This is a genomic window from Myxococcales bacterium, from assembly GCA_016716835.1.
Classification (GTDB): domain Bacteria; phylum Myxococcota_A; class Polyangia; order Haliangiales; family Haliangiaceae; genus JADJUW01.
In genome coordinates, this window is sequence record JADJUW010000001.1 from 102,563 (window position 1) to 126,316 (window position 23,754).

The 23,754-nt window shown below is 63.6% G+C and carries 15 protein-coding genes; 7 read left to right on the top strand and 8 right to left on the bottom strand.

Annotated elements, in window-relative coordinates; genetic code table 11:
• Nucleotides 1-2: 2 nt before the first annotated feature.
• The 7 genes from IPL79_00455 to IPL79_00485 all read right to left on the bottom strand — a co-directional run bounded on the left by IPL79_00455 (nucleotide 3) and on the right by IPL79_00485 (nucleotide 12,477).
• Nucleotides 3-5,438, bottom strand: coding sequence for an Ig-like domain-containing protein (locus tag IPL79_00455; GenBank protein ID MBK9069470.1), 5,436 nt, complete (start codon nucleotides 5,436-5,438; stop codon nucleotides 3-5).
• Nucleotides 5,439-5,838: 400 nt separating this feature from the next.
• A complete protein-coding gene (locus IPL79_00460; protein MBK9069471.1) occupies nucleotides 5,839-6,552 on the bottom strand; it encodes a hypothetical protein in 714 nt (237 codons plus the stop codon).
• 52 nt (nucleotides 6,553-6,604) lie between these two features.
• Nucleotides 6,605-7,090, bottom strand: coding sequence for a hypothetical protein (locus IPL79_00465; protein ID MBK9069472.1), 486 nt, complete (start codon nucleotides 7,088-7,090; stop codon nucleotides 6,605-6,607).
• A 49-nt stretch (nucleotides 7,091-7,139) separates the two neighbouring features.
• Nucleotides 7,140-7,793: a hypothetical protein gene (locus IPL79_00470; protein MBK9069473.1), complete on the bottom strand. Its 654-nt coding sequence runs from the start codon at nucleotides 7,791-7,793 to the stop codon at nucleotides 7,140-7,142.
• 314 nt (nucleotides 7,794-8,107) lie between these two features.
• Entirely contained in the window at nucleotides 8,108-9,694 is a 1,587-nt protein-coding gene (gene pckA, locus IPL79_00475; GenBank protein ID MBK9069474.1) for a phosphoenolpyruvate carboxykinase (ATP), read from the bottom strand.
• Between the two features lie 33 nt (nucleotides 9,695-9,727).
• Nucleotides 9,728-10,240: an SMI1/KNR4 family protein gene (locus IPL79_00480; protein ID MBK9069475.1), complete on the bottom strand. Its 513-nt coding sequence runs from the start codon at nucleotides 10,238-10,240 to the stop codon at nucleotides 9,728-9,730.
• A gap of 146 nt (nucleotides 10,241-10,386) precedes the next feature.
• Complete coding sequence (locus tag IPL79_00485) at nucleotides 10,387-12,477, bottom strand: M13 family metallopeptidase (protein MBK9069476.1); 2,091 nt, start codon at nucleotides 12,475-12,477, stop codon at nucleotides 10,387-10,389.
• 70 nt (nucleotides 12,478-12,547) lie between these two features.
• On the opposite strand from IPL79_00485, the gene IPL79_00490 reads away from it, so the two are divergent.
• Both IPL79_00490 and IPL79_00495 read left to right on the top strand, forming a co-directional pair.
• Nucleotides 12,548-13,342: a hypothetical protein gene (locus tag IPL79_00490; protein ID MBK9069477.1), complete on the top strand. Its 795-nt coding sequence runs from the start codon at nucleotides 12,548-12,550 to the stop codon at nucleotides 13,340-13,342.
• Nucleotides 13,343-13,490: 148 nt separating this feature from the next.
• Nucleotides 13,491-13,748 (top strand): YHS domain-containing protein, encoded by a 258-nt coding sequence (locus IPL79_00495; protein ID MBK9069478.1) that lies wholly within the window; start codon nucleotides 13,491-13,493, stop codon nucleotides 13,746-13,748.
• Between the two features lies 1 nt (nucleotide 13,749).
• Here IPL79_00495 and IPL79_00500 read toward each other — a convergent pair whose 3' ends face one another.
• Complete coding sequence (locus IPL79_00500) at nucleotides 13,750-14,901, bottom strand: hydroxymethylglutaryl-CoA reductase, degradative (GenBank protein MBK9069479.1); 1,152 nt, start codon at nucleotides 14,899-14,901, stop codon at nucleotides 13,750-13,752.
• A gap of 124 nt (nucleotides 14,902-15,025) precedes the next feature.
• Between IPL79_00500 and IPL79_00505 the strand changes: the two genes are divergently transcribed.
• The 5 genes from IPL79_00505 (at nucleotide 15,026) to IPL79_00525 (ending at nucleotide 23,680) form a co-directional block, all read left to right on the top strand.
• Nucleotides 15,026-17,638: a carbohydrate binding family 9 domain-containing protein gene (locus IPL79_00505; GenBank protein ID MBK9069480.1), complete on the top strand. Its 2,613-nt coding sequence runs from the start codon at nucleotides 15,026-15,028 to the stop codon at nucleotides 17,636-17,638.
• 42 nt (nucleotides 17,639-17,680) lie between these two features.
• Nucleotides 17,681-18,403, top strand: a complete 723-nt coding sequence (locus IPL79_00510; GenBank protein MBK9069481.1) for a hypothetical protein — start codon at nucleotides 17,681-17,683, stop codon at nucleotides 18,401-18,403.
• A gap of 108 nt (nucleotides 18,404-18,511) precedes the next feature.
• Nucleotides 18,512-19,861, top strand: coding sequence for a hypothetical protein (locus IPL79_00515; protein ID MBK9069482.1), 1,350 nt, complete (start codon nucleotides 18,512-18,514; stop codon nucleotides 19,859-19,861).
• Between the two features lie 158 nt (nucleotides 19,862-20,019).
• Nucleotides 20,020-20,958 carry a GGDEF domain-containing protein gene (locus IPL79_00520; GenBank protein ID MBK9069483.1) on the top strand — a complete coding sequence of 313 codons (939 nt, stop codon included), beginning with the start codon at nucleotides 20,020-20,022 and terminating at the stop codon, nucleotides 20,956-20,958.
• Nucleotides 20,959-21,238: 280 nt separating this feature from the next.
• On the top strand, nucleotides 21,239-23,680 hold the full coding sequence (locus IPL79_00525) for a Smr/MutS family protein (protein MBK9069484.1): 2,442 nt from the start codon (nucleotides 21,239-21,241) through the stop codon (nucleotides 23,678-23,680).
• Nucleotides 23,681-23,754 lie beyond the last annotated feature (74 nt).

Below are 23,754 nucleotides of genomic sequence, written 5' to 3' on the forward strand. Positions count from 1 at the left end.
ACCTAGCGCGTCACGACGAGTGTGCTCGCCGCGGTGCGGCCGCGCAGCTCGGGCTGATACATCGCCTCGACGGTGGCCGGCGCGTTGGTGAAGGTGCCATCAGTGGTGGCGCGGGTTAGGTATTCCAGCGTATGCGTGCCTGGCGATAGCCGGTCGGCAAACCACATGACGCGATCGTCTCGCATCTCGCTATGCGACCATTGCCAGCCGCCCTCGCCATCGCCGCCACCTTCACTGGTGGCCAGGCGTGGATTCACCGCTTCGAGGCCACCTGGCAGCGGGTCGACCACGGCGATCCAATTGGTATAGCGCTCGAGCTTGATCGTTAGGCGGACGCGCACCGGCTGGCCGGCGAGCACTTGGACGCCGCTGCCGCTGGCCGCGCGCGGTAAGGACACGCCCTTGACCGAGAGGTATTCGCGCGTGATCGTAAACCCTTGCGCCACCGCGTCGCCAGGGTCGCGCTTGACCTCGACCAGGCGCACGCCATAGTGCAAGGGTTCGCTGCTTTCGAGGCGCAGGGTGCCCTTGGCGTCCTTGCCGGGCACGCTCATCGCAAAGATTTTGTTGCCGGCAATCACCTGCGTCGCGAGCACGCGCCCGCCGAGCTTGATCGTCACCGTTGCGGTGGCATCCGCGGTGCGACGCGCGACGTCCGCGATGGCGATCAGCGACCATAGGTTTTCTTGCGTATTGTTCCAATACGGAGAGCCGCGGCGCGCCTCGCGCAGGCCGTGGACCAGCTTGGGCACGAGGTCGCTGGTTGGGTCGATCTCATTGACCGCGGCGAGAATCATCGCGGTCGCGCGCGTGTCGGATGTCATGTAGAACGGCGAATTGGTCCAGGTATCGGCAATCGCCGAGGCGCTGGTGGTGCCGACCGCGAGTTTTTGCAGCACGAGCAGGCGCGCTTCAATCAAGCGCGCCGGACTGGCCTTGGACATTGCGAGCGCCCGCCACAGAAAAGCCAGGCCGTAAGCTGGCATGGTGGCGCGCTTGTCCCATAGCGCGTCGATGATTTTCGCATCGAGCTTGCCGCGCTCGGCGAGCAAATACGCGCCCATCGCCGCCGTCGCCAAGTCGCCGCGATCTTTGGTCGCCTCGCGCGAGCCGAGGTATTGCCGCATGGCGTCGTATGCGCGATCCAGCGCCGCCGTATCGACTTTCAGCCCTGCCTTCTGCGCTTCGCGCAGGCCAAAAATGGCGTAGGCCGTTAGGTGAGGGTAGGGCTCAGAGTCTGGCCACAGCGAGAAGTGGCCATTGTATTGTTGGTGGCGCACCACCTTGGCGAGGCCGGCGGCGAGAAACTCGTCGACCTTGGCCTTAGGCAGGCTTTCGATGCCCATCTGCTCGGCCAAATCTTTGGCCTTGGTCAGTGGGATAAAGCGCGACAGCGTTTGCTCGAGGCAGCCATAAGGGTACTCGACCAGGTAGCGCAACGCCGGCTCCAAATCGGCCATGCCGGTACGATCGATCGTTAGGCGCACTTCGCTCTCGCTGGCAATCGTGCCGGCGCCGAGTCGCAGCGGCAATTCAAACGCGCCGCCGGCGATCTTGCCGCTCGCCGCGGTCTTGATATCAACTGTGCGCGGGCGTCGTACCGGAATTTCGAGCTGGACCGCATCTTGTTCAGCGCCCATGGAGACGGCAAACCCGACGGTGCTGGTTTTGACGTCGCTGACCGTGGCGGGGAAATACACCGCCACCGAGCCGCTAGCCGGGAGCTTTACTTCCTTGGTGGAAGCGGCAAGCGTCAGGCCCGTCACCGACGCGACCACCTTGGCGGTGCCCGCGGTGCCGGTGTAGTTGTGCACCACGACGCCGATCGAGGTTTGATCGCCTGGTTGGTAAACGCGGGCGAGCGCCGGCATCGCCATCAGCGGCTTCTTCACGGTAAAGCGCTTGTCGCTGGCGCCAAAGCGCTCGCCAATGTCTGCAGCGACCGCCATCACGCGATAGGCGGTGAGATTGTCGGGCGCGTTAAACGAGAACGTGGCCACCCCCTTGGCGTCGGTGACCACGGCTGCCTTCCAGTACGCCGAGGCGACAAACTTGGAGCGGACGCGCCCGGGGTTGCTGCCGGCGTCGCCGCCCTCGTCGCCGTCCGCGTCTTTTTTCTTGTCGCGCAGGCGCGCGATGCGGCCGAGGTTGGTGCTGCTGTCGACGCCAAGGCCAAATGGCGCATAGAAGCGTTTCATGGGGTTCGGCGTCTGATAATTGATGAGTTGCAGCACGCCTTCGTCGGCCGCTGCTAACGAAAGCTCGGCTTGAACGGGTTTGCCGCGCGACGACACGGTGATGGTACCGGTGACGAGTTCACCTGGTTTTACCTCGGCGCGATCGAGCTTGATATCGACGGTTAGCTCCTTGCTCGACGCGTCGACGGGCAGGGTGGCCATGCCCATTTGCAGGCGCGGACGCTCCTCGTCGGCGGCGCCGGTGCGGCCCTTAACAAAGGCGATGCTGGCAAACACGTTGGGCGCGTATTGGTCTTTGATCGGCACCATCATGGCTTGGCTGGCGCTATCGAGCCGTTGCACCGAGGCCTCGATAATGCCGTCGCGCTCAATGGTGAGCAGCGCGGTGGGGCGCTTAAAGTCGCTCTGCGCAACGATGGTCGCGGTATCGCCGATCTTATAGTCGCGCTTATTGGCGATGAGCTTCATCTTGGATTCGTCGCTGTAGGCCCAGCCACCTTCGCCGGCGCCGGTTAGCCAAATGCCACTGCTCGCCGCGATGCTGCGGCCGCGGCTATCTTTTGATTCGATGAGGATGGAGTACGAGCCCGGCAACTTGCCGACGAGCTCGGCCTTGGTGATGCCGGTGACCTTGAGGTCTTTGACCATCGCGACGGTTTGTTTCTCTTCGCAGTCGCTGCGCATCTGCACCATGCCAATGCGGCGGCATTCCCATGACGAGCGCACCAGCGACAGGCGCGCGGTCGTGGTGACGGGTGTGCCCTTTTCGTCGAGCGCTACGAGCTCGACCGTGAAGGGCTTGCCGGCGGGTGCGACCCAGTTTTCGTTGCGAACGCCGAGCACGTAGTCGCCATAGTAGGCGGCGATGACCGAACTCTTGGCGACGGTTTGCGTGCTGGCGTCGGTGACGCGCATCTCGACCACGTAATCTTGCGGGCCGTCAAACTCCGTTTTGCCATCTTTCACGAGGAGCGCAAAGTTACCGGCGGCATCGGTACGGCCGCTGCCTTCTTCGATGAAGTCGCCATACTCATCGCTATATTCTTCGTACCAGCGCTCGCCTTTTTCAAACGAGAAGCCGTCAAAACCAGGGAAGCTCACCCACTTATTGCGACGGCGCACGCTCCACGCGACTTCGGCGTCGTCGACCGGCGCGCCAAAGAGGTAGTTTGCCTTCAGCGACGCCTCGAGCGGCATGCCGAGGCGATGGCCGCCTTCCTTGCCGGTAATGCCAAGCTCAAAGGTGACGGGGCGATATTCTTCGACCGAGAAGTATTCGACAAAGGTTTGATTTTCGAGCTTGGCGCGCACGGCATAGTCGCCGAGGGCGGCGTCGGCAATCAGCGGCAGGTCAAAGCCAAAGCCGCCGTACTTGCTAAGCTTTAACGTCTGCTTGGAAATCACCGTGCCGCGGCTGTCGGAGATTTCCACCGCGACATTCTTGGCGGCCGGCACGCGCGGTGGCGCGTCTTTGGCGATCTGGCGCGCGATGCCCTTGAAATGCACCGTATCGCCGGGGCGGTAGATGCCGCGATCGCTCTGGATGAAGCCGCGGATGCGGGTTGCGGTGGCCAGCCGATCGCTGGAAATGTCAAAGTTCCACGCCTCCATGCCGTCGTTCCACTGCGTGCTCACCACCGCGGTGTCATCGCCTTTTTGCGCGACGGCGAAGATGGTGGGGGCGTACCAGTTTTCTTCGGAGGCGCCGGCAGCCGCCATCGCCGACGATCCGGGCAGTCGCGCGAGGCCTTGGTCGTCAGTCACCGCCTGTGCGAACGACTTGCCTTTTTTGTCAAACAGCGAAATCGCGACCCCGGCTTGTGGCGCACCCGTGGCCAAGTCCGTCACCCACGCGATGCTTGAGCCGCCGCCGACCTTGAGCAAGACGCCCATGTCGGTGACGTTGATCAGCACGCGCTGGCGTTGTGGCGATCGCCACGGGCGATCTTCATCGCGAGGCACCTGCGGCGCATGGAGCTCGGCGAGGTACACACCCTTGGCGCCAGCCTTGCCGCCACTACAGATCTGCCCCAGATTAAGGTCATTGCGCTGCCAGCGATTGGGTGAGCCCGTGACTGTATGCTGATGCTGCGCGGGAACTAAGCCAAGCTTGGTCCAAGCTAGCGCGACGTTGCGGGGGCCAGTTGGGTAGGGTTGCCAGTCGATGTCGGCGGTCAGAATGCTCGCCAACTTCGGCGCCGCGATCGGCGCGCAGGCGATGTCGTAGTTGGTGACGTTGCGCGACCAAATCGGATAACCCTTGGCCGAGCCCTCGAGCACGAAGATGCCGGTGTCCATGGTGACGTTGGGCTTGGCGTCGCCGGTGGCAAACTCGAGCTGAAAGTCGCGCGGCAGCGCCTCGCCATCGACATCTTTGAGCCCCGTCAGCGCGACGCGATATTTAGTGTTGGTGTCAAACTCACCGCTGAAGCGATAGGTATAGTCATCGCTCAGCCAACCGGCATTGGCGCCTTCGAGCGCCGGCGTGGTCGTGATCGCTTTGCGCACGGCCTCGAGGCTGACCGGCGTCGAGAAGGTGATTTCAACCGTGGTTTCGTCGGGGTCGACCTCGCTGCCGCCCGTGGGGGACGTTTCGGCAATGGCAAAATCGGGCCGCGTCTTGATGATTTCGAGGTACTCGCCGACCATGGGCGCAGGGCCCGCAGCCCCGGCAAGCCCGCGACAGGCCATGCGGTAGCTCGTGTTCTTAGCTAGGGCGTCTTTAGCGCGCAAAACGACGACATCGCTCTTGGTCTGGCCATCGGCGACGACGACCGGCAGCTTGGTCTGGTTTTCGGTCAGCAAGTGGCAGTGTCCCGCGACATCCGCGGCGTTGACGTCTTGGTTAAATGCCAGGGCAAACTCGCCGCGGGTTGGTAGGCTATCTTTGCGGCGGCTGGTGATGCCGTAGACGACGAGCGGCTGGTGAATGAAGGAAAATTCGTAGCCCTTCGTCAGCGCCGCCAGCGCGCCGAGGGTTTTTACGCGATAGGCGGTGGAACCGACCAATTTGCCACCGGTCTCGATAACCAGGGTTTGGCGGTCGCGCCACTGCGCGGTAAATTCCAGCGATGGCTCAATGCTGATGTCGCCAGCGGCGATCGGCGTGCCGACCTGCTCCGCGGTGACGACCGGCTCATAAAAACGAACCTCGATCGGGCCTTGCGATTGGGTTTGCGATGGGGCAAAGGCCACCTGCTGTTTGCCTTCGAGCGTGCCTCGGCAGCTCAGTTGCGCCACGCCCACCCACGCTAAAGCCACTGCAACAACGGTATGTTTTTTCATGTGAATTCCGCCTGCCTTATACCACGGCGCGCGGCCGCGGCTCTCCGGCTGGGAACACCCAAACGGCAGGGAAATTCCGCGCGTGCACTAAAAATATCGCTAGCGGAGGGGCGGGCGGGGCAGCAAGCCATGGCGCCGCCAGCCGGTGGTGAGCAACCAGGTCTGCGCGGCGTGCACTGGAGATGGTTCACGGGTGGCTGCGCATTATTTATGATTCATTCATGTCGCGCCGGGCCGCTGGCTCCTTAACAGGCCGCGGCAGGCGCATGGCTGGACGGGTTTGCGTTTGTCTCGATGGGTGTTTCCATGCAGGCGCCGGGCGCGGCTTGTCTACGTTTGCAATGCGCATCGCTTGCTAGCGATGGAGCGGGGTTTTCATCGCGCTGCGAAACGCCTCGGCCATTGGCGCGCCGATGCCTTCGCCTAGGCCTTCGATAATTGCAAGGATCGGCGTGATTTCTGAATTCAGCGAAGCCCGGACGCTGCTGTATCTAAAGTTGAAATCTGCTTCGATAGGCCTATCGTTAACGCGGGTTAGTTTAACAAACGCAGGTTCGCTAACATTCTTGCGAAGGGCGTGAATGGTAATCGCGACGGTCGTAGTTGACGAGGTCGTCCCATCGGCCGCTTGGATGGTTTCCTCGGTAAACTCAATGGGATGCTTGCTGGCGTCCCGACTCGGTCCGGTATAATAGGTTGCCTTTGCGGTTCGAACGATTGAGCCATCGAGTCGCCTTCTGAAAAACACATGGTCGTGCTCCTTAAAGAAGCCAGTCGTGGCTTCCTTGCCACTGGGTTCGAACGACTTTCTGAGCTCGATCTCGCTCATGTCGGCTTCCCATACCACCCGGCGGACGCCATGCTTGAGTTTGGTTTCTAGCTTGGTTAGCGTGCCGAGCGTAGGCTTGGGGCCTGGCACCGCGCGTGCGACCTTGGCTAACTTGATGGCTTTTTCATAGTCGGCCTTTACGTCTGACCCGGCAGCCAAGCGGTTGCGTGGCGCGGCGTGGGCCGCGGTCGCGCAAGCGATAAGCAGGATGACGGTGGGGAATGTGCGTAAGGGGCTCATGTTACTCATTCACGTCGTAGTCTGTTTTTTGAAATACATTGCGCTGGATTGGCTATGGGGTTGTTGACGGGCGAAGCACCTGTTCCAAGAGTTGCAAACCCGCTTGCATGCTGGCTTGATTGCCGCTGGTCGCGGCGCTGCGCAGGATCTCAAGGGCCGCCAGCAAGAGCGGGTCGCTTTTAACCATGCGTTCTCCTTGCTCGATGCCAAGGCTGACGGCGATACCGGTGAGGACATCGATGGGCTCGCGGCCGCGCTGGGCGGCATAGTCTAGGCTGTCTTTGGTGAGCTGACGCGCCGCGGAGCCGGCGATGGCCGCGGTTTGTACGCCAAGCTCCGGACCTTTCCAGGCTATATCGGTCGGTGCGCCGCTGCGTTGGGTGGCGCGATTGAGTTTATAGGCGCCTTTGATTGCCGTGCTGACGCGCTTGGTTAGCTTCGCATGGGTCGACGGTTTGCCGCCCCGGGGCCATTTGTCCGCAGTGGCTAGCGGAGCCGCCAGCGTGAACACGAGGAATATCGCTAAGAATCGTTTCATGCTCGGGGCTACAGCAAGAACCGCGCCAGGGAAAATTGCGCGACGCGGCTTAGGGGCTGGAAGGGCGAATTTCCATATAGGCTTCCATGTTGTGTTGGCCCCACTTGTCGTCGGGCAGGCGCCTCGTGCGGAAGGTCAGCGTGTCGGGGTTGTAGCCAAGCGCCTTTAACGTGCCCCAGACGTCGCCTTGCTCGCTTATCTCGATGACCTGCGCGAGTTGCTGCGCGCGCGTCAGCTCGGGGTTCATTTCTCGTACCCCTTCCACCATCTTTATGATTCCATACGTCACCTTGATTCGGAGCGGTTTGCCAGCCGCGGGGCGCGCGCCCTGGTTCGTGACGACTTCCCAAATCGTCGCCGACAACGGGGAAACCGCGCCCATGCCTGGCACGTCGACCTTGACTCCGGTTGCGAAGCTGCCGTCAAAGATCACGATGCCATCGGCCACGTCTGCGGCGTACTGGGTATAGCCGCGGGTGAGCCTAGCGTTGCCACGCGTAATTTTTAGTTGGAGCTCTGTCGTCTTTCGACCCTTATTATTTTTCCACGTGCGGGATACGAATATCTTGCCAGCGGCAGGACGGGGCTCGCGCTGCTTGATGGCGCCGCCGGAGGCCTGGCGGGGGCCGGCCTCCGCCAGGCCGGCAAGGCTGGTGATGCTGAAGAGGGAGGCAAGCAAGAGGCGTGAAACGGTATGGTTCATGGTGACCAGTAGAGCAAGACTAGTGCCAGACTGACTTATTGGTAAATGACGCACTTAAAAGTCCCTGCGCGACGGGCGATCAGCCCTCGTTTCCGCCATCATCGCGGCCAGCAAAAGATAAGCGATGGAAATTTATGCGGTTAGTAAGCGATAGCAGCGTGCGTCGTGGGCAGGGGCAGCTGGCGACACCAGTCTGGGCTGGCGACGCTGTTAGCCAGTATCCGTGGCTTTTGCGTATGTCGTCGAACGTGACGCGCGCGGCGCGGCGGTCGGGCGATCGACGGGAGGCGCCGAACGCCAAGGACGTGAATTGGTTACAGCGCTGGGCCAGCGGCGCGGATTTCGGCGGAGGCGGCGGCTTCGTATTTTTTGAAGTTGTCGCGAAACAGCGCGGCGACGAGCGCAGCCTTGACGTCAAAGGCGGCCTTATCGCCCCATGTATTGCGCGGCTGCAAGATGTCGCTCGGCACCTCGGGGCACGAGGTCGGAATGGCGAGGCCAAAGATTGGATCGGTGGTGGTCGGCACCTTGTCGAGCGTCCCGGCGTGAATGGCGTCGATGATGGCGCGCGTGTACTTGAGCTTGATGCGCGAGCCTACGCCGTACGGGCCGCCCGACCAACCGGTGTTGACGAGCCAGGTTTGGGCTCCGTGTTTGCGCAATTTCTCGGCTAGCATTTCGGCGTACTTGGTTGGGTGCCACGCCAGAAACGGACCGCCAAAACACGGCGAGAACGTGGCCTCTGGGTCTTTGACGCCCACTTCGGTGCCGGCGACCTTGGCGGTGTAGCCCGAGATATAATGGTACATCGCCTGCGCCGGCGTTAGCTTGGAGACCGGCGGCAGCACGCCAAAGGCGTCCGCGGTGAGAAAGATGACGTTTTGCGGATGCTTGCTGACGCACGGAATCTTCGCGTTCGGGATGCTGTCGATCGGGTAGCAGCCGCGCGTGTTTTGCGTGATCGAGACGTCGGTGTAGTCGACCCGCCGCGTGCCGGCGTCGAGCACGACGTTTTCGAGCACCGAGCCAAATTGCAGCGCATTCCAAATGTCGGGCTCTTGCTCGCGCGAAAGGTCGATCACCTTGGCGTAGCAACCGCCTTCGATATTAAAGATGCCTTGCTCGCTCCAGCAATGCTCGTCGTCGCCGATGAGCAGGCGCTTGGGGTCGGCCGACAGCGTGGTCTTGCCGGTGCCCGAGAGGCCAAAGAGAATCGACGTATCCTTGCCGTCGCGCGACTCGGTGGCCGAGCAGTGCATCGACAGCACGTTTTGCTTGGGCATCAGGTAGTTCATGATCGTGAACACACCCTTTTTCATTTCGCCGGCGTATTCGCTGCCGAGGATGACGAACTCTTTGCGGCCAAATGAAAGATCGATGCTGGTCGGTGAGGTCATGCCCGGCGTATGGCGGTTGGCTGGGAAGCCGCCCGCGTTGTAGATGACATAGTCGGGCTCGCCAAAATTGTGCAGCTCTTCTGGCGTCGGGCGAATCAGCATGTTGTGCATGAACAGCGCGTGATAGGCGCGAGCGCAGATGACGCGAATCTTGAGGCGGTATTTTGGGTCCCAGCCGGCGAAGCCGTCGACGCAAAATAGGCGCTCCTTGGTGTTGAGGTAATCCACCGCGCGCTCGCGGTTGATCAAAAACACGCTCGGCTCGAGCTTGATGTTGACGTTGCCCCACCAGATATCGTTCGTGCTTGCGGGCTCGTCGGCGACGCGCTTGTCGGTCGGGCTGCGGCCGGTCTTGGCGCCGGAATAGGCGACCAGGGCGCCGGTTGACGAGATGGTCGTGCCCTTTTCGTGTTGCAGCGCCATTTCATAGTAGGCGGCGGGCGAGGCGTTGCGGACGATTTCCTTGACCGCAATGCCGTGTTGGGTGAGCGAAAAGCTTGGCATGGGCGGTTTTATACACCCAAAGTAGGGAGGTCGCTACATGGTCAAAGGCGGCATCCGGTGCTCAAGCGGCCCGGGCGCGAGCGCCGTGATTTCGTCTACAAAGTCGAGTACTTCACAAAGCATCGCCTCGTAATTGTCATAGAAGACGCCTTCGAGCACGCCATCGGTGGCGTCGTAGAGATAGATGGGCGGCTCGCCTTCGAGGTCATCGGCGAGGTGCGCGCAAAACCATTCGCGCCCGACGGCGCCGACGCCGAGTACCACCATGTGACGCGCCGCGGGACACCTTGCCACAAGCTCCGCGGTCTTGGAGGCGATGCTGCCGTATGGACCGGGCGTTGGCCCGAGGAACGAATGCACCACCGCCAGCGTTGGCGGCAGCTCGAGCGGCCCGACGCTTGAGAGCAGCTCGCGCGTGCGCGGCGGCAGCTGCCAGCCAAGGTCTGCCTCGAGACCGGCAAGCAGCTCCTCTGAGCGCGGCCGCAGCGTTGGAATGACGTTTCGATCGGTTAGCCTTCGCAGCCTAATAGAAATTATTTCTGACATTAGAACCCCCACATTTGCATTATCCCTCCCGGGATCTGCGGTGGGCGATCTCGGCCACTTTTTTTGCGGGGGAGAACCTCTCGGCGAGTTCTTTGATCAGGGTGACTTGACACTTACATGTGGACGCTCGGTTGGCGCATGACACGCTACCAAACTTCGCAGCGCTTGCTGGGGTTCATCGGCGCGTCGGCGGCGCAGCCAAAGGCGGTGGCGAATTCCGGCAGGTTGCGCAGCGCACCGTTAACGCGAAATTGCGCCGGCGCATGCACGTCGGTGCCCAGGCGCATCAGCGTCTCCTCATCGCGCGCCTTGCTGCACCAAGCCTGGGCGACGCCAAGGAAAAATTGTTGGTCTTCGGTAAAGCCATCGGCGACGACCTGCGGCACCGCGCCGGCGCGCTGCGCGCGATAGGCGAAATAGGCCATCTTGACGCCGCCGATGTCGGCGATGTTTTCACCGAGCGTGAGTGCGCCATTGAGGCGCTTGCCCGGCAGCGGCTCAAAGCCATTGTACTGATCGACGACGCATTGGCCCTTGCTCGCAAACTGCGCGGCGTCATCCTTGGTCCACCAGTTTTTCATGTTGCCGCGCTCGTCAAACTGTGCGCCTTGGTCGTCAAAGCCATGAGTCAGCTCGTGCCCAATCACCATGCCGATGCCGCCCATGTTGGCGGCGATGCTGCGGTCCTTGCCAAAAAACGGCGGTTGCAAAATGCCGGCGGGTAGGCCGGTGTTGTTGGCGCTGGGGTTGTAGTAGGCGTTGACGATGAAGGTCGGCATCAGCCACTCGTTGCGATCATAAGGAGTGCCTGCCTTGGCAAACTGGCGCAAGGCCTCGTGCTTGTCGGCGGCAAGCGAATTTTGCGTGAACCTGCCCGGCACGACCTCGAAGTCGTAGGCGCGCCACGCGTCGGGATAGCCAACCAGCGCCTCGAGTGCTGCAAGCTTTTTCGCCGCCAGGGTTTTTGTGGCGTCGCTCATCCAGGGCAGCTCGGCGATGCGCTTACCCATGGCGTCGCCAATCGCTGTTATCATCTCAACGGCCGTGGTCTTGGCGTGGCCGCTAAAATGCGTCTCAACATAGCGCTGGCCGACAAGCTCGGGCAGCGCGGCACCGGTGGCGTCGATGCATTGCTTGCGCTGCGGCTTGTCCTCGGTGACGCCGCGAATCACCTTGCGCAACGCGAACGCCTCGTCGCGAAACGCCTTGGGCAGGGTGTTCGCAGTTGAGGCCACGACGCGATACGTAAGGTAGCTCACCCATGCCGCAGGCTTTACCGACGCTAACGATGCGCCCAGCCCGCGGTAGTAGTCCGGCGAGGTTACGTTGACTTTAAACGAACGCTGGCCCAGGCCAATTTGAGTAAAGTAGGCGGTCCAGTCGAGCTGCGGCGCGACCGCGGTCAGGCTCGGCGTGGGGTTATACATGCCTGGCACGTCGCGCCGCTGCACGTTGGTTTTGGTGAGGGTTGCCAACGCGGTTTCAACGGCCACCACGTTGGCCGCCGATATCAGCGCCGATGCTGGCGCCTGACCGAGCCGTTCAAAGACGCGCGCCAGATGCGCCTTGTAGGCCGCCAGCTCGCGGGCAAACGCGGCGTCGAGATAGTAGTCGCGGCTGGGCAGGCTCAGCCCGCCCGAATCAAGCGTCAGTAAATATGTCGTCGAGTCGAGATTGTCGGCCTCAGGGTAGGCCGCAAATGCGGCGCGAATACCGTGGGCGTGCAACGTCCCGATGATCGAACTAAAGGCTTTCGCAAACGCGCTCGGCGGCGTGGTGGCTAATTGTGCGATGGGCGTGAGCAGCGGCGCAATGCCGGCGATGCCCACCTTTTCAATCGAGGCCTCATCCATGCACGACGCGAAGAAGGCGCCAATCTTTTTGTCGGCTTGCCCCGTCGGCCGAGTCACAGCGGCATCGAGCAGCTCGCCCAGCCAGCGCTCGTTTTGGTCGTGGACCTGGTGAAAGCGGCCGTAGATCGATTTGTCAGCCGGGATGGTGGTGGCGGCCAGCCAGCCGCCGCAGGCAAAGTGGTAGAAGTCGTCGCACGCGCCAATGCGGCGATCGAGCGAGGCCAACTCGAGCCCGACGTCCGCTAGTGTGGCGGTACGGACCTCAGGGGACGCGGGCGTTTCGACCGGTGGCGTGGTCGCGGTCGGGGCTGATTTGCTGCAGCCCGTGAGCGGCAGGCCAACGGTTGCAACGGCGAAAAGGGCCACCAAAAGCTTGCCGGCCACCAATAGGGGAACGATTCATGGCGCGTAGGCTAGCACGCTTTCGAGGGGCAGATCGTGTTAGCAATTCGTCATGACATGGCGTCGGCGAGGGGGATTGCTTGCCGTGCTGCTGGTGGTTGTCTACGTCGCCGGCTTGGCGCTGGCAAATTCGTATGTCGAGCGCCGCGTGCGTCGTGGCCTGGTCGCGCGGTTGCAAACGACGTTTGGCGGCGACGTGACGGTTGGCGAGGTGGACGTCGCGTTATGGCGGGGGACGGCGTCGGCGCGCGACATCGTGGTGAGCCACGGCCGCGACGGCGTCGCATCGGGAGAGATCGCCGAGGTCACGGCGACCTTTGCGGGCGGCGGCGCGGTGCTGTGGTCGCGCGAGCTGCATGAACTGACGTTGCGCGATGGGCGGCTCGCGTTGCCACTGGCCGCGCTACGAGGCATGAAGCAACCGCGGACGGCGCGCCTTTGGTCGCGGCGCGTCGTCGTCGAACGGTTGACGATCTCAATCTCGCCCAGTGCGTCGTTGCCCGGCGTAATGTCGAGCCAGCTTGCGCTAGCGCGTGTGGTAAGTGGTCGCACGCAGTTGCGCAGCATGGTCTCGTGGCTCGAGTCCGTGCAGGATGTTGAGGGTTCGCTGGTGGTGCCCATCGTCGGCGATTTGTCGCTGCGCTTGCACGCGCAACGTCTTGCCTTGCGCGGCTCGCTGTTGCCACAGGAGATTTCAATTGCTTACGCGCCGCCGCGCCTGCCGGAGGCCGCGACCGACGGGGAGCGCGTCGAGGCGATCGTCAACCATGTGCTGACCGGGGTCTCGGAACAATTGGGCGCCCCGTGGGCCTTGCAGACGCTCATCAATCTGCGCACCAAGTGGTAGGGTGACGTTCTCCGTGCTAAGAGAAGCTTGGAGTATCTTCATGAAAAAAATCGCATTTCTAATTTTATTTGTTGTGGCTGGTGTCAGCGGTTGCAAGTCAAAGTCCGACGTCAAGGCGCCACAAGGCGATACCGCCAGCATGACGGGCATGAGCGGCACTACCCCAGCCTCGGCCAACCTCGTGATGCCAGGCGACGCGGTTGTCGGCGACACCACGACCTGCCTCGCCAGCGGCGAGACCTTTGTCGTCACCGCCGAATCGCCCAAGGCAACGCACGAAGGCAAGACGTACTACTTCTGCTGCCCTGGCTGCGAGAAGAAGTTTTCGGCCGACCCCGCGACCTATCTGGCCAAGATGCCAGCGCCCGCGCCGATGGTTGAACCGGCGCCTGCGCCAGCCCCTTAGCTCACTGCCGCCGCTGATGCAGGCGCATGTGGCCGCGCTGAATGCCTTCGTCGGCCAGCGCGCGCAGTGCCGCCAAGTTTGACGCGAGGCCGACCGCGGCCAGCGTTTGTGCGACCTGTTGCGTCGTCGTCGCGCCCATGAGCTCGAGGCTAAATACCGCGTGCGGCAGCGCGAGCGTCCCGCCCACGATGCCGGTGGCAAGCGGCAGCTCGATGGTGCCGCACAGCATTTGCACGCTGCCGACCGGCGCCAACTTCCACGTGGCCAGCGGCAGATAGCGGCCGCTGATCGCCGCAAAGGCGTGCGCACCCGCCTCAATCGCGCGCGTGTCTTGGCCGAGCGCCAACGCCGCGCCGACGATGCCATTCATGATGCCCTTGTTGTGTGTCGCCGCCCGCGCCACATCTAATTCGGCGAAGCGGCTGGCGCTGACAATGCGCTCGGCCACCGCCAGCCCGATGGCATCGGCGGGAATTTGGCAGCGCGCGCGCGCGCGCCGGCGCAACGCGAGGTTGGTTAGGATTTTGATCGCGGCGGTGGCGGCAAAGGCGCGGGCACACAAGGGCGCCAAGGCTTCAGCGACGGTGTCGACGGTGTTGGCGCCCATGGCGTTGCCGACGTCGACGTGCAGCTCTAACACCGCCATGCCCTCGGCTGCGCTCAGCACGCGAAGCTCGATATCGCGCACCCCACCGCCGCGCGCGACCATGCGCGGGATCGCGGCATGGGCGCACGCGATGAGCTCGCCCTGCGCCGCGGCTAATTGCGATGGCAATGCGTCGACCTCGGCGATGCCCAGGAGCTGCACTTGCGCCGTCATGACTGAGGCGTCGGCGCTCGCGTCAAAGCCCCCGTGCGCGCGCACCAGCCGCGCGCCGTTGCTGGCCGCCGCAACGACCGACGGCTCTTCGGTTGCGATGGCGACGAGCACGTCGCCACCACTGATCGTGAAATTAAGCGCCACCGATAGCGGCAGGCCTATGGTGCCGATGACGTTTTCGCTGAGGTGATCCGCGCTTGGCAGCGGCAGCCCGCCATCGGCAAGCCAGGCCCTTGATGCGGCCGAGAGCCCGGGCGCGCCCTGTAGAATGAGCTCACGCCGCTGCGCCAACGAGGCGTCGTAGAAGCGGGGCAGGCGGCTGTTAGATGACATAGGCGGGCGGGGCGCTTATAATTTTGTGCAGGCCGGGAATATCCTTGGCGCTAGGGGGGTTGGCACAGCTTACATGGACGCTTGCGGCCCGGATACCCGGCGCGCAGGGAAGCAGTGGGGGAATATGGCGCGATGGATAGCGGTAGTGGTGGCATGGATGGCGTTGGCGGACGGTGCGCGGGCGCTTGCCAGCACCAAGGTTGTGGCGGGGCGGCGGACGTCGCCCATCGCGATCGACGGCAAGCTCGACGAACGCGCGTGGAAGGCGGCGCCGTCGCACGGGGGCTTCGTGCAACGCGAACCGCGTCAGGGCGCGCCGAGTAGCGAGCGCACGTCATTTTCGGTCCTCGTCGATCGCGATCATGTGTACGTCGGCGTGTGGGCCTATGCCGCCAAGCCCGGGACCATTCGCAGCGTCTTATCGAGGCGCGACGCCGCCACGACGTCTGACTACGTCACGGTTGCCTTCGACTCGTTTCGCGATCGCCGCTCGGGCTATGCGTTTACGCTCAACGCCGCGGGCGTCAAGCGCGATGTCGCGTTGTTCGATGATGCGGGCGAGGACCAGAGCTGGGACGCGGTATGGGAGGGCGCGGCGAGCATCGACGAGCGTGGGTGGTACGCCGAGTTTCGCGTGCCGTTGTCGCAAATGCGTTACACGGCGGCTACCGAGGCGGTTTGGGGGCTTCAGGTCTTACGCCACATCACGAGCGCCGGCGAGGTCGCGACGTATTTCCCGTTTCCGCAAAACAGCGGACGCGTGGTCGGACACTTTGGCGACTTGCATCTCGGGCAGGTTGACGAGCGTCGGCGGCTGGAGCTGTTGCCATATTTGCTGCTAAAGGGCACCTGGCGCGACGTCGATGACGCCTTGCCGCTGACCGAGGATGTCGAACTCGGCGGCACGGCGGGGCTTGATGCCGCGGTTGGGCTGGGCAGTGCGTTTACGCTAACGGCGACCGTTAATCCCGATTTTGGCCAGGTTGAGGCCGATCCAGCGCAGATCGATCTGAGCGGCAATGAGCTGTTCTTTGCGGAAAAACGGCCGTTCTTCGTCGAAAGTGCCGACCTGTTTCGCCTCTTGCTCGGGACCAGCAGCGATGGCGCGGAGACCATGGTGTATTCGCGGCGCATGGGCGCGGCGCCGCATGGCGAGGCCCTTGGCACGCCGTCGCAGGCCGCCGAGCTGACGCCGATTCTTGGCGCCGCGAAACTAAGCGGCAAGACCGCGCGGGGGTGGTCGCTCGGCGCGCTGCACGTGGTGACGCCGCCGGTGCGCGCACGCTACGTCGCCAGCGATGGCACGGCGAAAAAAAATCTCATCGAACCGTGGACCCACTACAGCGTTGGCCGCTTACGCAAACAGTGGCGCGACGGCGGGACCACGCTCGGGGCGATCGCAACCAGCGTCCAGCGCCAGCTTGACGGGTATGCGCTGGACGAAGCGCTGCACCGGCATGCCTACGCGCTCGGCGGCGAATTTGATCATCGCTTTGGCAAGGATCGCACCTGGGCCACTACGTGGAAGTTGGCGACGTCTTACGTGCAGGGCACCGCCAAGGCCTTGGCCGCAACGCAACGCACCCAGCGCCACTTGCTGCAACGCCCTGGCGCGGCGATGGGCTACGACGGCACGCGGACGTCGCTCGCGGGGCTTAGCCTCGCCGGCGATGTCGGACGGTGGACGGGGCCCGGCCTGAACTACGGCACCGGCGGTAGCGTGCGCACGCCCGGCCTGGAGCTCAACGATCTCGGCTACCAGACGCAGGCAGATTTCGCCGACACGTGGGCGTGGATGGGCGTGCGAGATGAAGAGCCTGGCGATGTCTTTCGCCGCGTGGGCGTCAATGCGTCGGCGTGGGTGGGTTACGATCTGTCGCCGCGTGTTACGTCGCGCGGCGGCGATGCGTCGCTGCACACGACATGGAAAAATTGGTGGCAGAGCAACCTGCGGTTTGACCTAAATCACTCGATTTGGCAGAACGGCACGCTGAGGGGCGGACCCTCCCTGCGAGGCGATCTCGGCGGCAGCGTCTCGGCCGACGTGATGACGGATGCGCGCGCCGATTGGATCGTGGGCGCCAAGGCCGCGACGCGGCGCGTACCGGCGGGCAATCGGGTCATTTACGACAGCGGCGTCAGCCTGCAATGGCAAGCCGCCAGCAACGTGGAGCTCGCCTTTGAGGCCAGCGTGGGCAAGCGCGTTGATGACCAGTACGTCGCCACGACCACGGCGGCGGACGGCGCCGACGACCCCCACTATATTATCGCCACCATCACGCAATGGACGACCAGCCTCGCCTTGCGCGGCAACATTACGTTTACGCCAACCGTGTCGCTGCAGGCCTATCTTCAGCCCTTTGTCGCGACGGGCGCTTACGCGGGTTATCGCGAGGTGGTGCGGCCCGAGGCCAAGACCTATGACTCAAGATTTGCCGCGCTCCATGTCGTGTCGGCGGGCGCCTCCGGGGAAGGCGAGGTGGTGCTCGACCGCCATAGCGATGGCACGGCCGACTATGTCATTGGCCGGCCGGACTTTAATGTGCGCGACCTCGCCTCCAACGTCGTGTTGCGGTGGGAATACCGTCCCGGCTCGACGATTTTCGCCATTTGGTCACATCGCGGCAGCGACGTCGCGGGGGATGGCGACTACGTGCTCGGGGATGAGGTGGCGGCGCTAGCACAGCGCGGAGAAGACCGCTTTATCGTCAAGGTGAATTGGTGGTTTGGGGCCTGATAGGCCATTTGACATTGGCTCGAGGGACGCTACCTTAGGCATATGCAACGCCTCGCCGTCATCGCCGCGGTTCTTAGCCTGCTCGCCTGTGGCGCCTTGTTGGTGCAGAACCGCTCGCTCAAGCAAGAGCTCGATCGCTTGCGCGGCCAAGAACTTGCCGCTCCGAGCAGCGCGGTCAAGACCGACGCCTGGGGTAGCGAGCGGGCGGCCGGCGGGACGCAGCTCGGCGCCAAGTCGTCGCCTGCCACCTCGGCGGCGCCGCCATCTTTGGAAGGCGAGCCCAAGGAAAGCCGGCTCGAACGTCGCCTGCGACGGCAAGAACAATTTGCCCAATTGCTGGGGCGCTTGCCGGGCGAGACCGACGACGAGTATCGCGCGCGCGTCATGCCGCTGGCCAATGTTTGGATCGACAAGGCGCGCACACGCGCCGACGAAATGCGCAAGGCGGTCGAAGAAAAGGCGCAGCTCTCTGAGGCCCAGCGCCGACAAATCGACGAGGCGATGGCCCCCGCGTACGAAGAGTTTCTGGCGTACACCAACGCGGCCATCACCGACGGCCAGCTTTCGCCGTACGACATGAATGTTACGGGCGTGCTCGAGTATGCGGGCGGGCTGGGGCCTTTATTGGCGCAGACCGAAGGCTCGATCAACAAGGTCTTATCGCCCGAGCAGCAAAAAATCTTCGCCACCTCGGGCTTTGAGTGGGGTGAGTATTTGTGGGCTTATGCGCCCTGGGATCAAGTGACGCCACCGCCGGCGCCTTGAACAGGAGCCCTGGGCACCACCCCACACCCAAAATAGGCGCCGCGCGCGGGGGCGACCGAGAAAGTCGATGTTACGATCGACAGTGATGAAAACGTTGGAGAATTCATAGTGGCGCGCATCGATGCCTATGTGCGTAGCTTGGAGCGGTTTGGTGCGCGCGGGATGGTCCTGCAGTCAAACCAAAACGTCGTGCTCAAGTTCGCCGACGGCGACCGCCCGGCGGCGCAGTCAGTGCCGCACGATCAACTCATCTCGATGGTGCGCGAGGTAGCGCCCCCCGCCGCCCTGGCCAGCATCGACAGCGGACGCGCCGCGCAGTTTGCCATCGACGGCGGTGGCACCCAGCTGCAATGCATGGTGCAGCCGCAGGGCAATACATGGATCGTGACCATCGAAGAAGCGGCGGCGACGGGGTCAACCAGCGCGCGCACCGATCTCGAAGTGCCGCAACAGTTTGAGCCAGACGTGATGGGCTCGATGGTGATCGAGCGCACCGGCTACGAAGAAATCGACGACGGCTTTGCCCTCACTAGCTCGTCGTTCCTCGAGGAAATCGCCAAGGCTGCGCGCGCGCAAAACGCGAGCGACATCTATCTCGCGTCCAACGTGCCGCCCTTGGCCCGCATCGGTGGCGTGCTGGGACCAATGGCAGGTTTTCCGGCGATCGACCAAGATACGCTTGAGCGCGACCTCTCCGCGGCGGCGCCGGCCGACGCGAGCAGCGCCTCGCGCACAGGGGTTTCGGCGACGTATACGGCGATCCTTGGCAAAGAGGGCAAGTATCGCGTGACGCTATTTCGCGACGCCACCGGCACCGGCGCGGTGCTGCGAGCGTTGCCGGCCGAGGCGCCCGACCCAGCCGCCGTCGGCGTGCCGGCGGCCGTCATCGCCTGGACGTCCGGGCCAGGGGGCCTCGTGCTGATTTGTGGCGGGATGTCGAGCGGGAAGTCGACGACGCGGGCGGCGCTCACCGCCAAGGTCAACCAGACTCGGCGCTGTCATGTCGTCGCGATCGAGCGCTCGTTTGAATTCACGCACCGCTCGCACGCGAGCTTTGTCAGCCAACGCGAGCTCGGCGACACGCCCTTGCACGTCATCCTGCGCGAGGTCGACGACGAAAATCCCGAAGTCGTCACCACGCCGCCGCTCGAAGACGAGCTCAGCATTCGGCAAGCCATTCGGTTAGCCGATAATGGCGCGCTCGTGCTTGCCGAGGTCGAGGCGCCGAGCGTGGCGGCCGGCCTCGATGCGTTGCTATCCCACGTGCCCGCGCCGGATCGCGTGTGGGTGGCGCGCCAGCTCGCGCGGGTTTTTGTCGGTGGGGTGGCTCAGCGCCTGACCAAAGACGCCCGCGGCGCGTTTGCGGCCGCCTTCGAGGTGGTGCCGGCATCGGCGCAGCTTGTCGAGGCCATCGCCCGCGGCGAAGGCATTGCGCATGGCACGCAGCGCGCGCGTTAGCCACGGTTAGATAAGCCGGGGTTGCCTGCGATGTGGTTCTATAAGCCGTGGGTGAGACAGCCGCCTACCTGCTGATCTGGTGAGATATGTTGCGACCTCGCGCGCGGGCTAGGTACAATTAAAAGGCGGCGCCTACGGTTAGGCGTGAGGTCCATGCGGTGAACAACGATAATCTTGACGGCGGAACGCAGATCTTGGCCAAGCCGGCCGATGATCCGTCGTTGCGCGCGCGCGGCGAATCGTGTTTGGTGCTTTTGCATCCTGCAGGGCCCGATATTGGTAAGCGGACCACCTTGGCCGAACGCGAGTACGTGGTCGGCCGCGACACCAATGCCGATTTCATGATTCCGCGCTCATCGGTGTCGCGCAACCACTCGCGCTTGTCGCCAGGTGCCGACGGCCACTGGTGGGTCGAAGATCTCGGCTCGACCAACGGCACCTTCGTCAACGAGGAGCGCATCACGCGCCGCCAGCTGCGCGAGGGCGACCAGATTCGTTTTGGCGATGCGATCTTTAAGTTTCTCTCGGGCGAGAACGTCGAAGCCGCCTACCACGAAGAAATCTATAAGATGACCATCTTGGATGGCCTCACCGGCATCCACAACAAACGCTATCTCGTCGAGTTCTTAACCCGCGAAATGGCCGTCGCGGTGCGCCATCGCTATCCGGTCTCGATCGTCATGTTCGACGTCGATCACTTCAAGAAGGTCAACGACGGGGTTGGCCTAGGCCACCTCGCGGGCGACGCCGTGCTCAAGGAACTCGCCAACCGCATCAAGACGCGCATCCGCCGCGAAGATGCGTTTGCGCGTTATGGCGGCGAAGAGTTTACGTGTGTGCTGCCGTCGACGCCCCTGGAGGGCGCGATCATCTTTGCCGAGCAGCTGCGCAATATCATCGCGGAGCGAGCGTTTGTGTGGGAAGGCAAGACCATTCCCATCACGATAAGCCTCGGCGTGGCGACCTTTAACGGCGAGGCGGCCGAGGAAATCGAGGCCTTTGTTGCGCGCGCCGATGAGCGGCTCTACGCGGCCAAGCGTGGCGGCCGCAATCAGGTGGTGCCAGCGCTTGGCGACGTGCGCACCGGCGATACGTAGACAGAAGCGCATTGGGTGGGGCCGGAGATAATAATAGACGCGGTGTACGGCTTCGCGAGCCTCGTTACATCCAGACGGATGCGCCTGCCGCTTCGCGCGTCCTTGCGAAGCCGCGGCCTGGCTCTGACGAAACAAAAGCGTACGATTCCAGCATTCGGACACTAGCGTGTCCGCGTTCTGTTCTCCGCCCTTTTGGATCTTAGACTGCGTCTCTGTTTAGGGCGGCCAAAGCGGCGCCGCAAGCGGCAAGCCCGGGCAAAATGCGCTACACCTGCGGCGCATGGCGATTAGCGAGCGCACCAAGCACGACCTGGGGTGGAGGCAGCTGACGGAGGCGTGGGCCAGCCGCACGGCCACCAGCCAAGCGGCGCAGACGGTGGCGGCGTTTCCATTTTTCGCCGAGATGGCGGCGGCGCAGACGCAGGTCGCGCTCATTGGCGAGGTGCGCACGCTTGGCGCCAAAGACGCCTGGCTGCCGCTGGGTGGGATCGCCGATATCGAGGCGGTCTTGGCGCGGGTCAAAAAGGCGGCGGCGCTCGATCCGGAGCAACTCATCGGCGTTGCCACCACCGCGCGATCGCTGGGACGGCTGCGCAAGCATCTAAACACGCACGCTGAGGTCGCGCCTGGGCTTGCGGCCATCGCGGCCGAACTCGTCGACGTCCCGCATTTGTATCACCCGATCCTTGAAGCCTTCGGGACCGATGGGCGCCTAGTCGATCACGCCAGCGAAGTGCTTGGCGGGCTGCGCCGCGCCGTGGTCCATGTCAAGACCACCATTGAGCGTCGGCTCAAGGAACTGATCGAAGACCCGCGGTATGCGTCGTTTTTGCAAGATGCATATTTTACGCAGCGCGACGATCGTTACGTATTGCCGGTGCGCAGCGATGGCAAGGGCTTTGTCCCTGGCATCGTGCATGGCAGCTCGCAGAGCGGGCAAACGTTTTTCGTCGAGCCGCAGGAGATGGTCGAGCTCAACAACAAGCTGACCATTGCCGAGTGCGACGTCGCCGACGAGGAGCGTCGCATCTACGCCAAGTTCTCGGGGTGGATCGCCGAAGAGGCCGATGGCCTCGCGGCGGGCACAATTGCGGCGGAGAGGCTCGATGTGCTGCAGGCCGCGGCCAAGCTGGCCGAGGATCTAATCGCCGCGCCGCCCGAAATCGTCGCCAGCCCGGTCGTCGAGCTGCTGCATGCGCGGCACCCGCTGCTTTTGTTGGCGCAGCGCCGCTGCGTCGCCAATGACGTAACCATCGCGGCCGGCAAGACCCTGATCATCTCGGGGCCCAATGCCGGCGGCAAGAGCGTCGCGCTCAAGACCACCGGGCTGTGTGCGCTCATGGTGCGCGCCGGGCTGCACGTGCCCGCCGAGCGCGGCAGCAAGCTTGGTTGGTTTGTCGACGTGCGCACGGAAATTGGCGATTCGCAAAATCTCGAACACAATCTATCGACGTTCTCAGGACACCTGATCCATTTGCACGAGGCGCTGGGCCAGGCGCGCAGTGGCGTATTGTTCTTGATCGATGAGATCGCGGTCGGCACCGATCCCGAGCAGGGCGCGGCGTTGGCGCAGGCCGTGCTCGAGGCCTGGGCGGAGGCCGGCGCCACGGCAATCGTTACCACGCACTACGAACGACTCAAGCTCATGGCCACCGACGACGATCGCTTTATCAACGCGTCGGTGGGTTTTGATTTCGCGCGCTTGGCGCCGACGTTTAAGTTGCATCTCGGCGTGCCGGGCAGCTCGGGCGCGCTCACCCTTGCCAAGACCCTGGGCCTCTCGCGGCGCGTGGTGGAGCGCGCCGAGGCGCTGCTGGGCGGCACGCGCGTGCGCATGGAGGAGCTGCTGCAAAACGTTTCGTCGCAGCGTGAAAAGCTCGAAGACGAGCGCGTGGCGTTGGTGCGCGAGCTAGCGCAGCTGCAGCGGGAGCGCGCGACGATTCGACAAGACCGCCAGCGCATCGCCGAACGTTTCGAGAAGCAACAGCGCCACGTGCACGGCGATGCCGTGGCGGCGCTGAAATCGGCACGCAGCGAGCTCGACGACGTTCGCACCACGCTGCGTACCAAGGCCGCCGCCGCCAGCGCCGACGATATGGTAGCGGCCAAGCGCCGCGTCGTGGCGGCCACGGCGACGGTGGCCAAGCACGAGCCCAAGACGGCGCTGCCACCAGGGGATCCCTTAACGCCGGCGGCCGTGCGCGTCGGCATGCCGGTGCTCATTCCCAAGCTTGGCGCCCGCGGCGAGGTGGCTTCGCTGCCTCAAAAGGGCGAAGTGACGGTGCAGCTGGGCGGCATGCAGATGGTGCTCAAGGTTGGGGAGTTGTTGCTCGATAGGCATCGCGCGGCCTCGGCGGGGCATGCAAGCAGCAAGGCGACGGCGAGCCCGGCCGCAAACCAGTCGCAACGACGCCCGGCGGCCAAGTCGGCGCCCGCAATCGCCGCTCCGCCTGGCGAACGGGCATTTGCGCGGACGCCCGACAGCACGCTTGACGTGCGCGGCATGCGCGGCGACGAGGCGGTAGCGCAGCTCGAAAAATTCATTGACGACAGCATGCTCGCCGAACGCGGGGTAATTTTTATTCTTCATGGTGTAGGGACGGGTGCGCTACGCACGCAGATCAGGCGCGAGCTAGCGCAGGCGGCGAGCGTTGCCAAGTTTCGCGCCGGCGAAGCGGGCGAAGGCGGAGATGGCATTACGGTCGCATGGCTTGCGGACTAACTGTCTTGGGCGGAGCGGCGAATGCATCATCTCGCGGCGCGCTGCGGCAAAACGGTTGCGTGCCATGAATCGAC

Excerpts from the sequence above, each read along its gene's own strand:
- IPL79_00460 (MBK9069471.1), bottom strand. The coding sequence starts at position 6,552 with ATGAGCCCCTTACGCACATTCCCCACCGTCATCCTGCTTATCGCTTGC.
- IPL79_00480 (MBK9069475.1), bottom strand. The coding sequence starts at position 10,240 with ATGTCAGAAATAATTTCTATTAGGCTGCGAAGGCTAACCGATCGAAAC.
- IPL79_00465 (MBK9069472.1), bottom strand. The coding sequence starts at position 7,090 with ATGAAACGATTCTTAGCGATATTCCTCGTGTTCACGCTGGCGGCTCCG.
- IPL79_00490 (MBK9069477.1), top strand. The coding sequence starts at position 12,548 with ATGACATGGCGTCGGCGAGGGGGATTGCTTGCCGTGCTGCTGGTGGTT.
- IPL79_00510 (MBK9069481.1), top strand. The coding sequence starts at position 17,681 with ATGCAACGCCTCGCCGTCATCGCCGCGGTTCTTAGCCTGCTCGCCTGT.
- pckA (MBK9069474.1), bottom strand. The coding sequence starts at position 9,694 with ATGCCAAGCTTTTCGCTCACCCAACACGGCATTGCGGTCAAGGAAATC.
- IPL79_00470 (MBK9069473.1), bottom strand. The coding sequence starts at position 7,793 with ATGAACCATACCGTTTCACGCCTCTTGCTTGCCTCCCTCTTCAGCATC.
- IPL79_00500 (MBK9069479.1), bottom strand. The coding sequence starts at position 14,901 with ATGTCATCTAACAGCCGCCTGCCCCGCTTCTACGACGCCTCGTTGGCG.
- IPL79_00495 (MBK9069478.1), top strand. The coding sequence starts at position 13,491 with ATGAGCGGCACTACCCCAGCCTCGGCCAACCTCGTGATGCCAGGCGAC.
- IPL79_00525 (MBK9069484.1), top strand. The coding sequence starts at position 21,239 with ATGGCGATTAGCGAGCGCACCAAGCACGACCTGGGGTGGAGGCAGCTG.
- IPL79_00505 (MBK9069480.1), top strand. The coding sequence starts at position 15,026 with ATGGCGCGATGGATAGCGGTAGTGGTGGCATGGATGGCGTTGGCGGAC.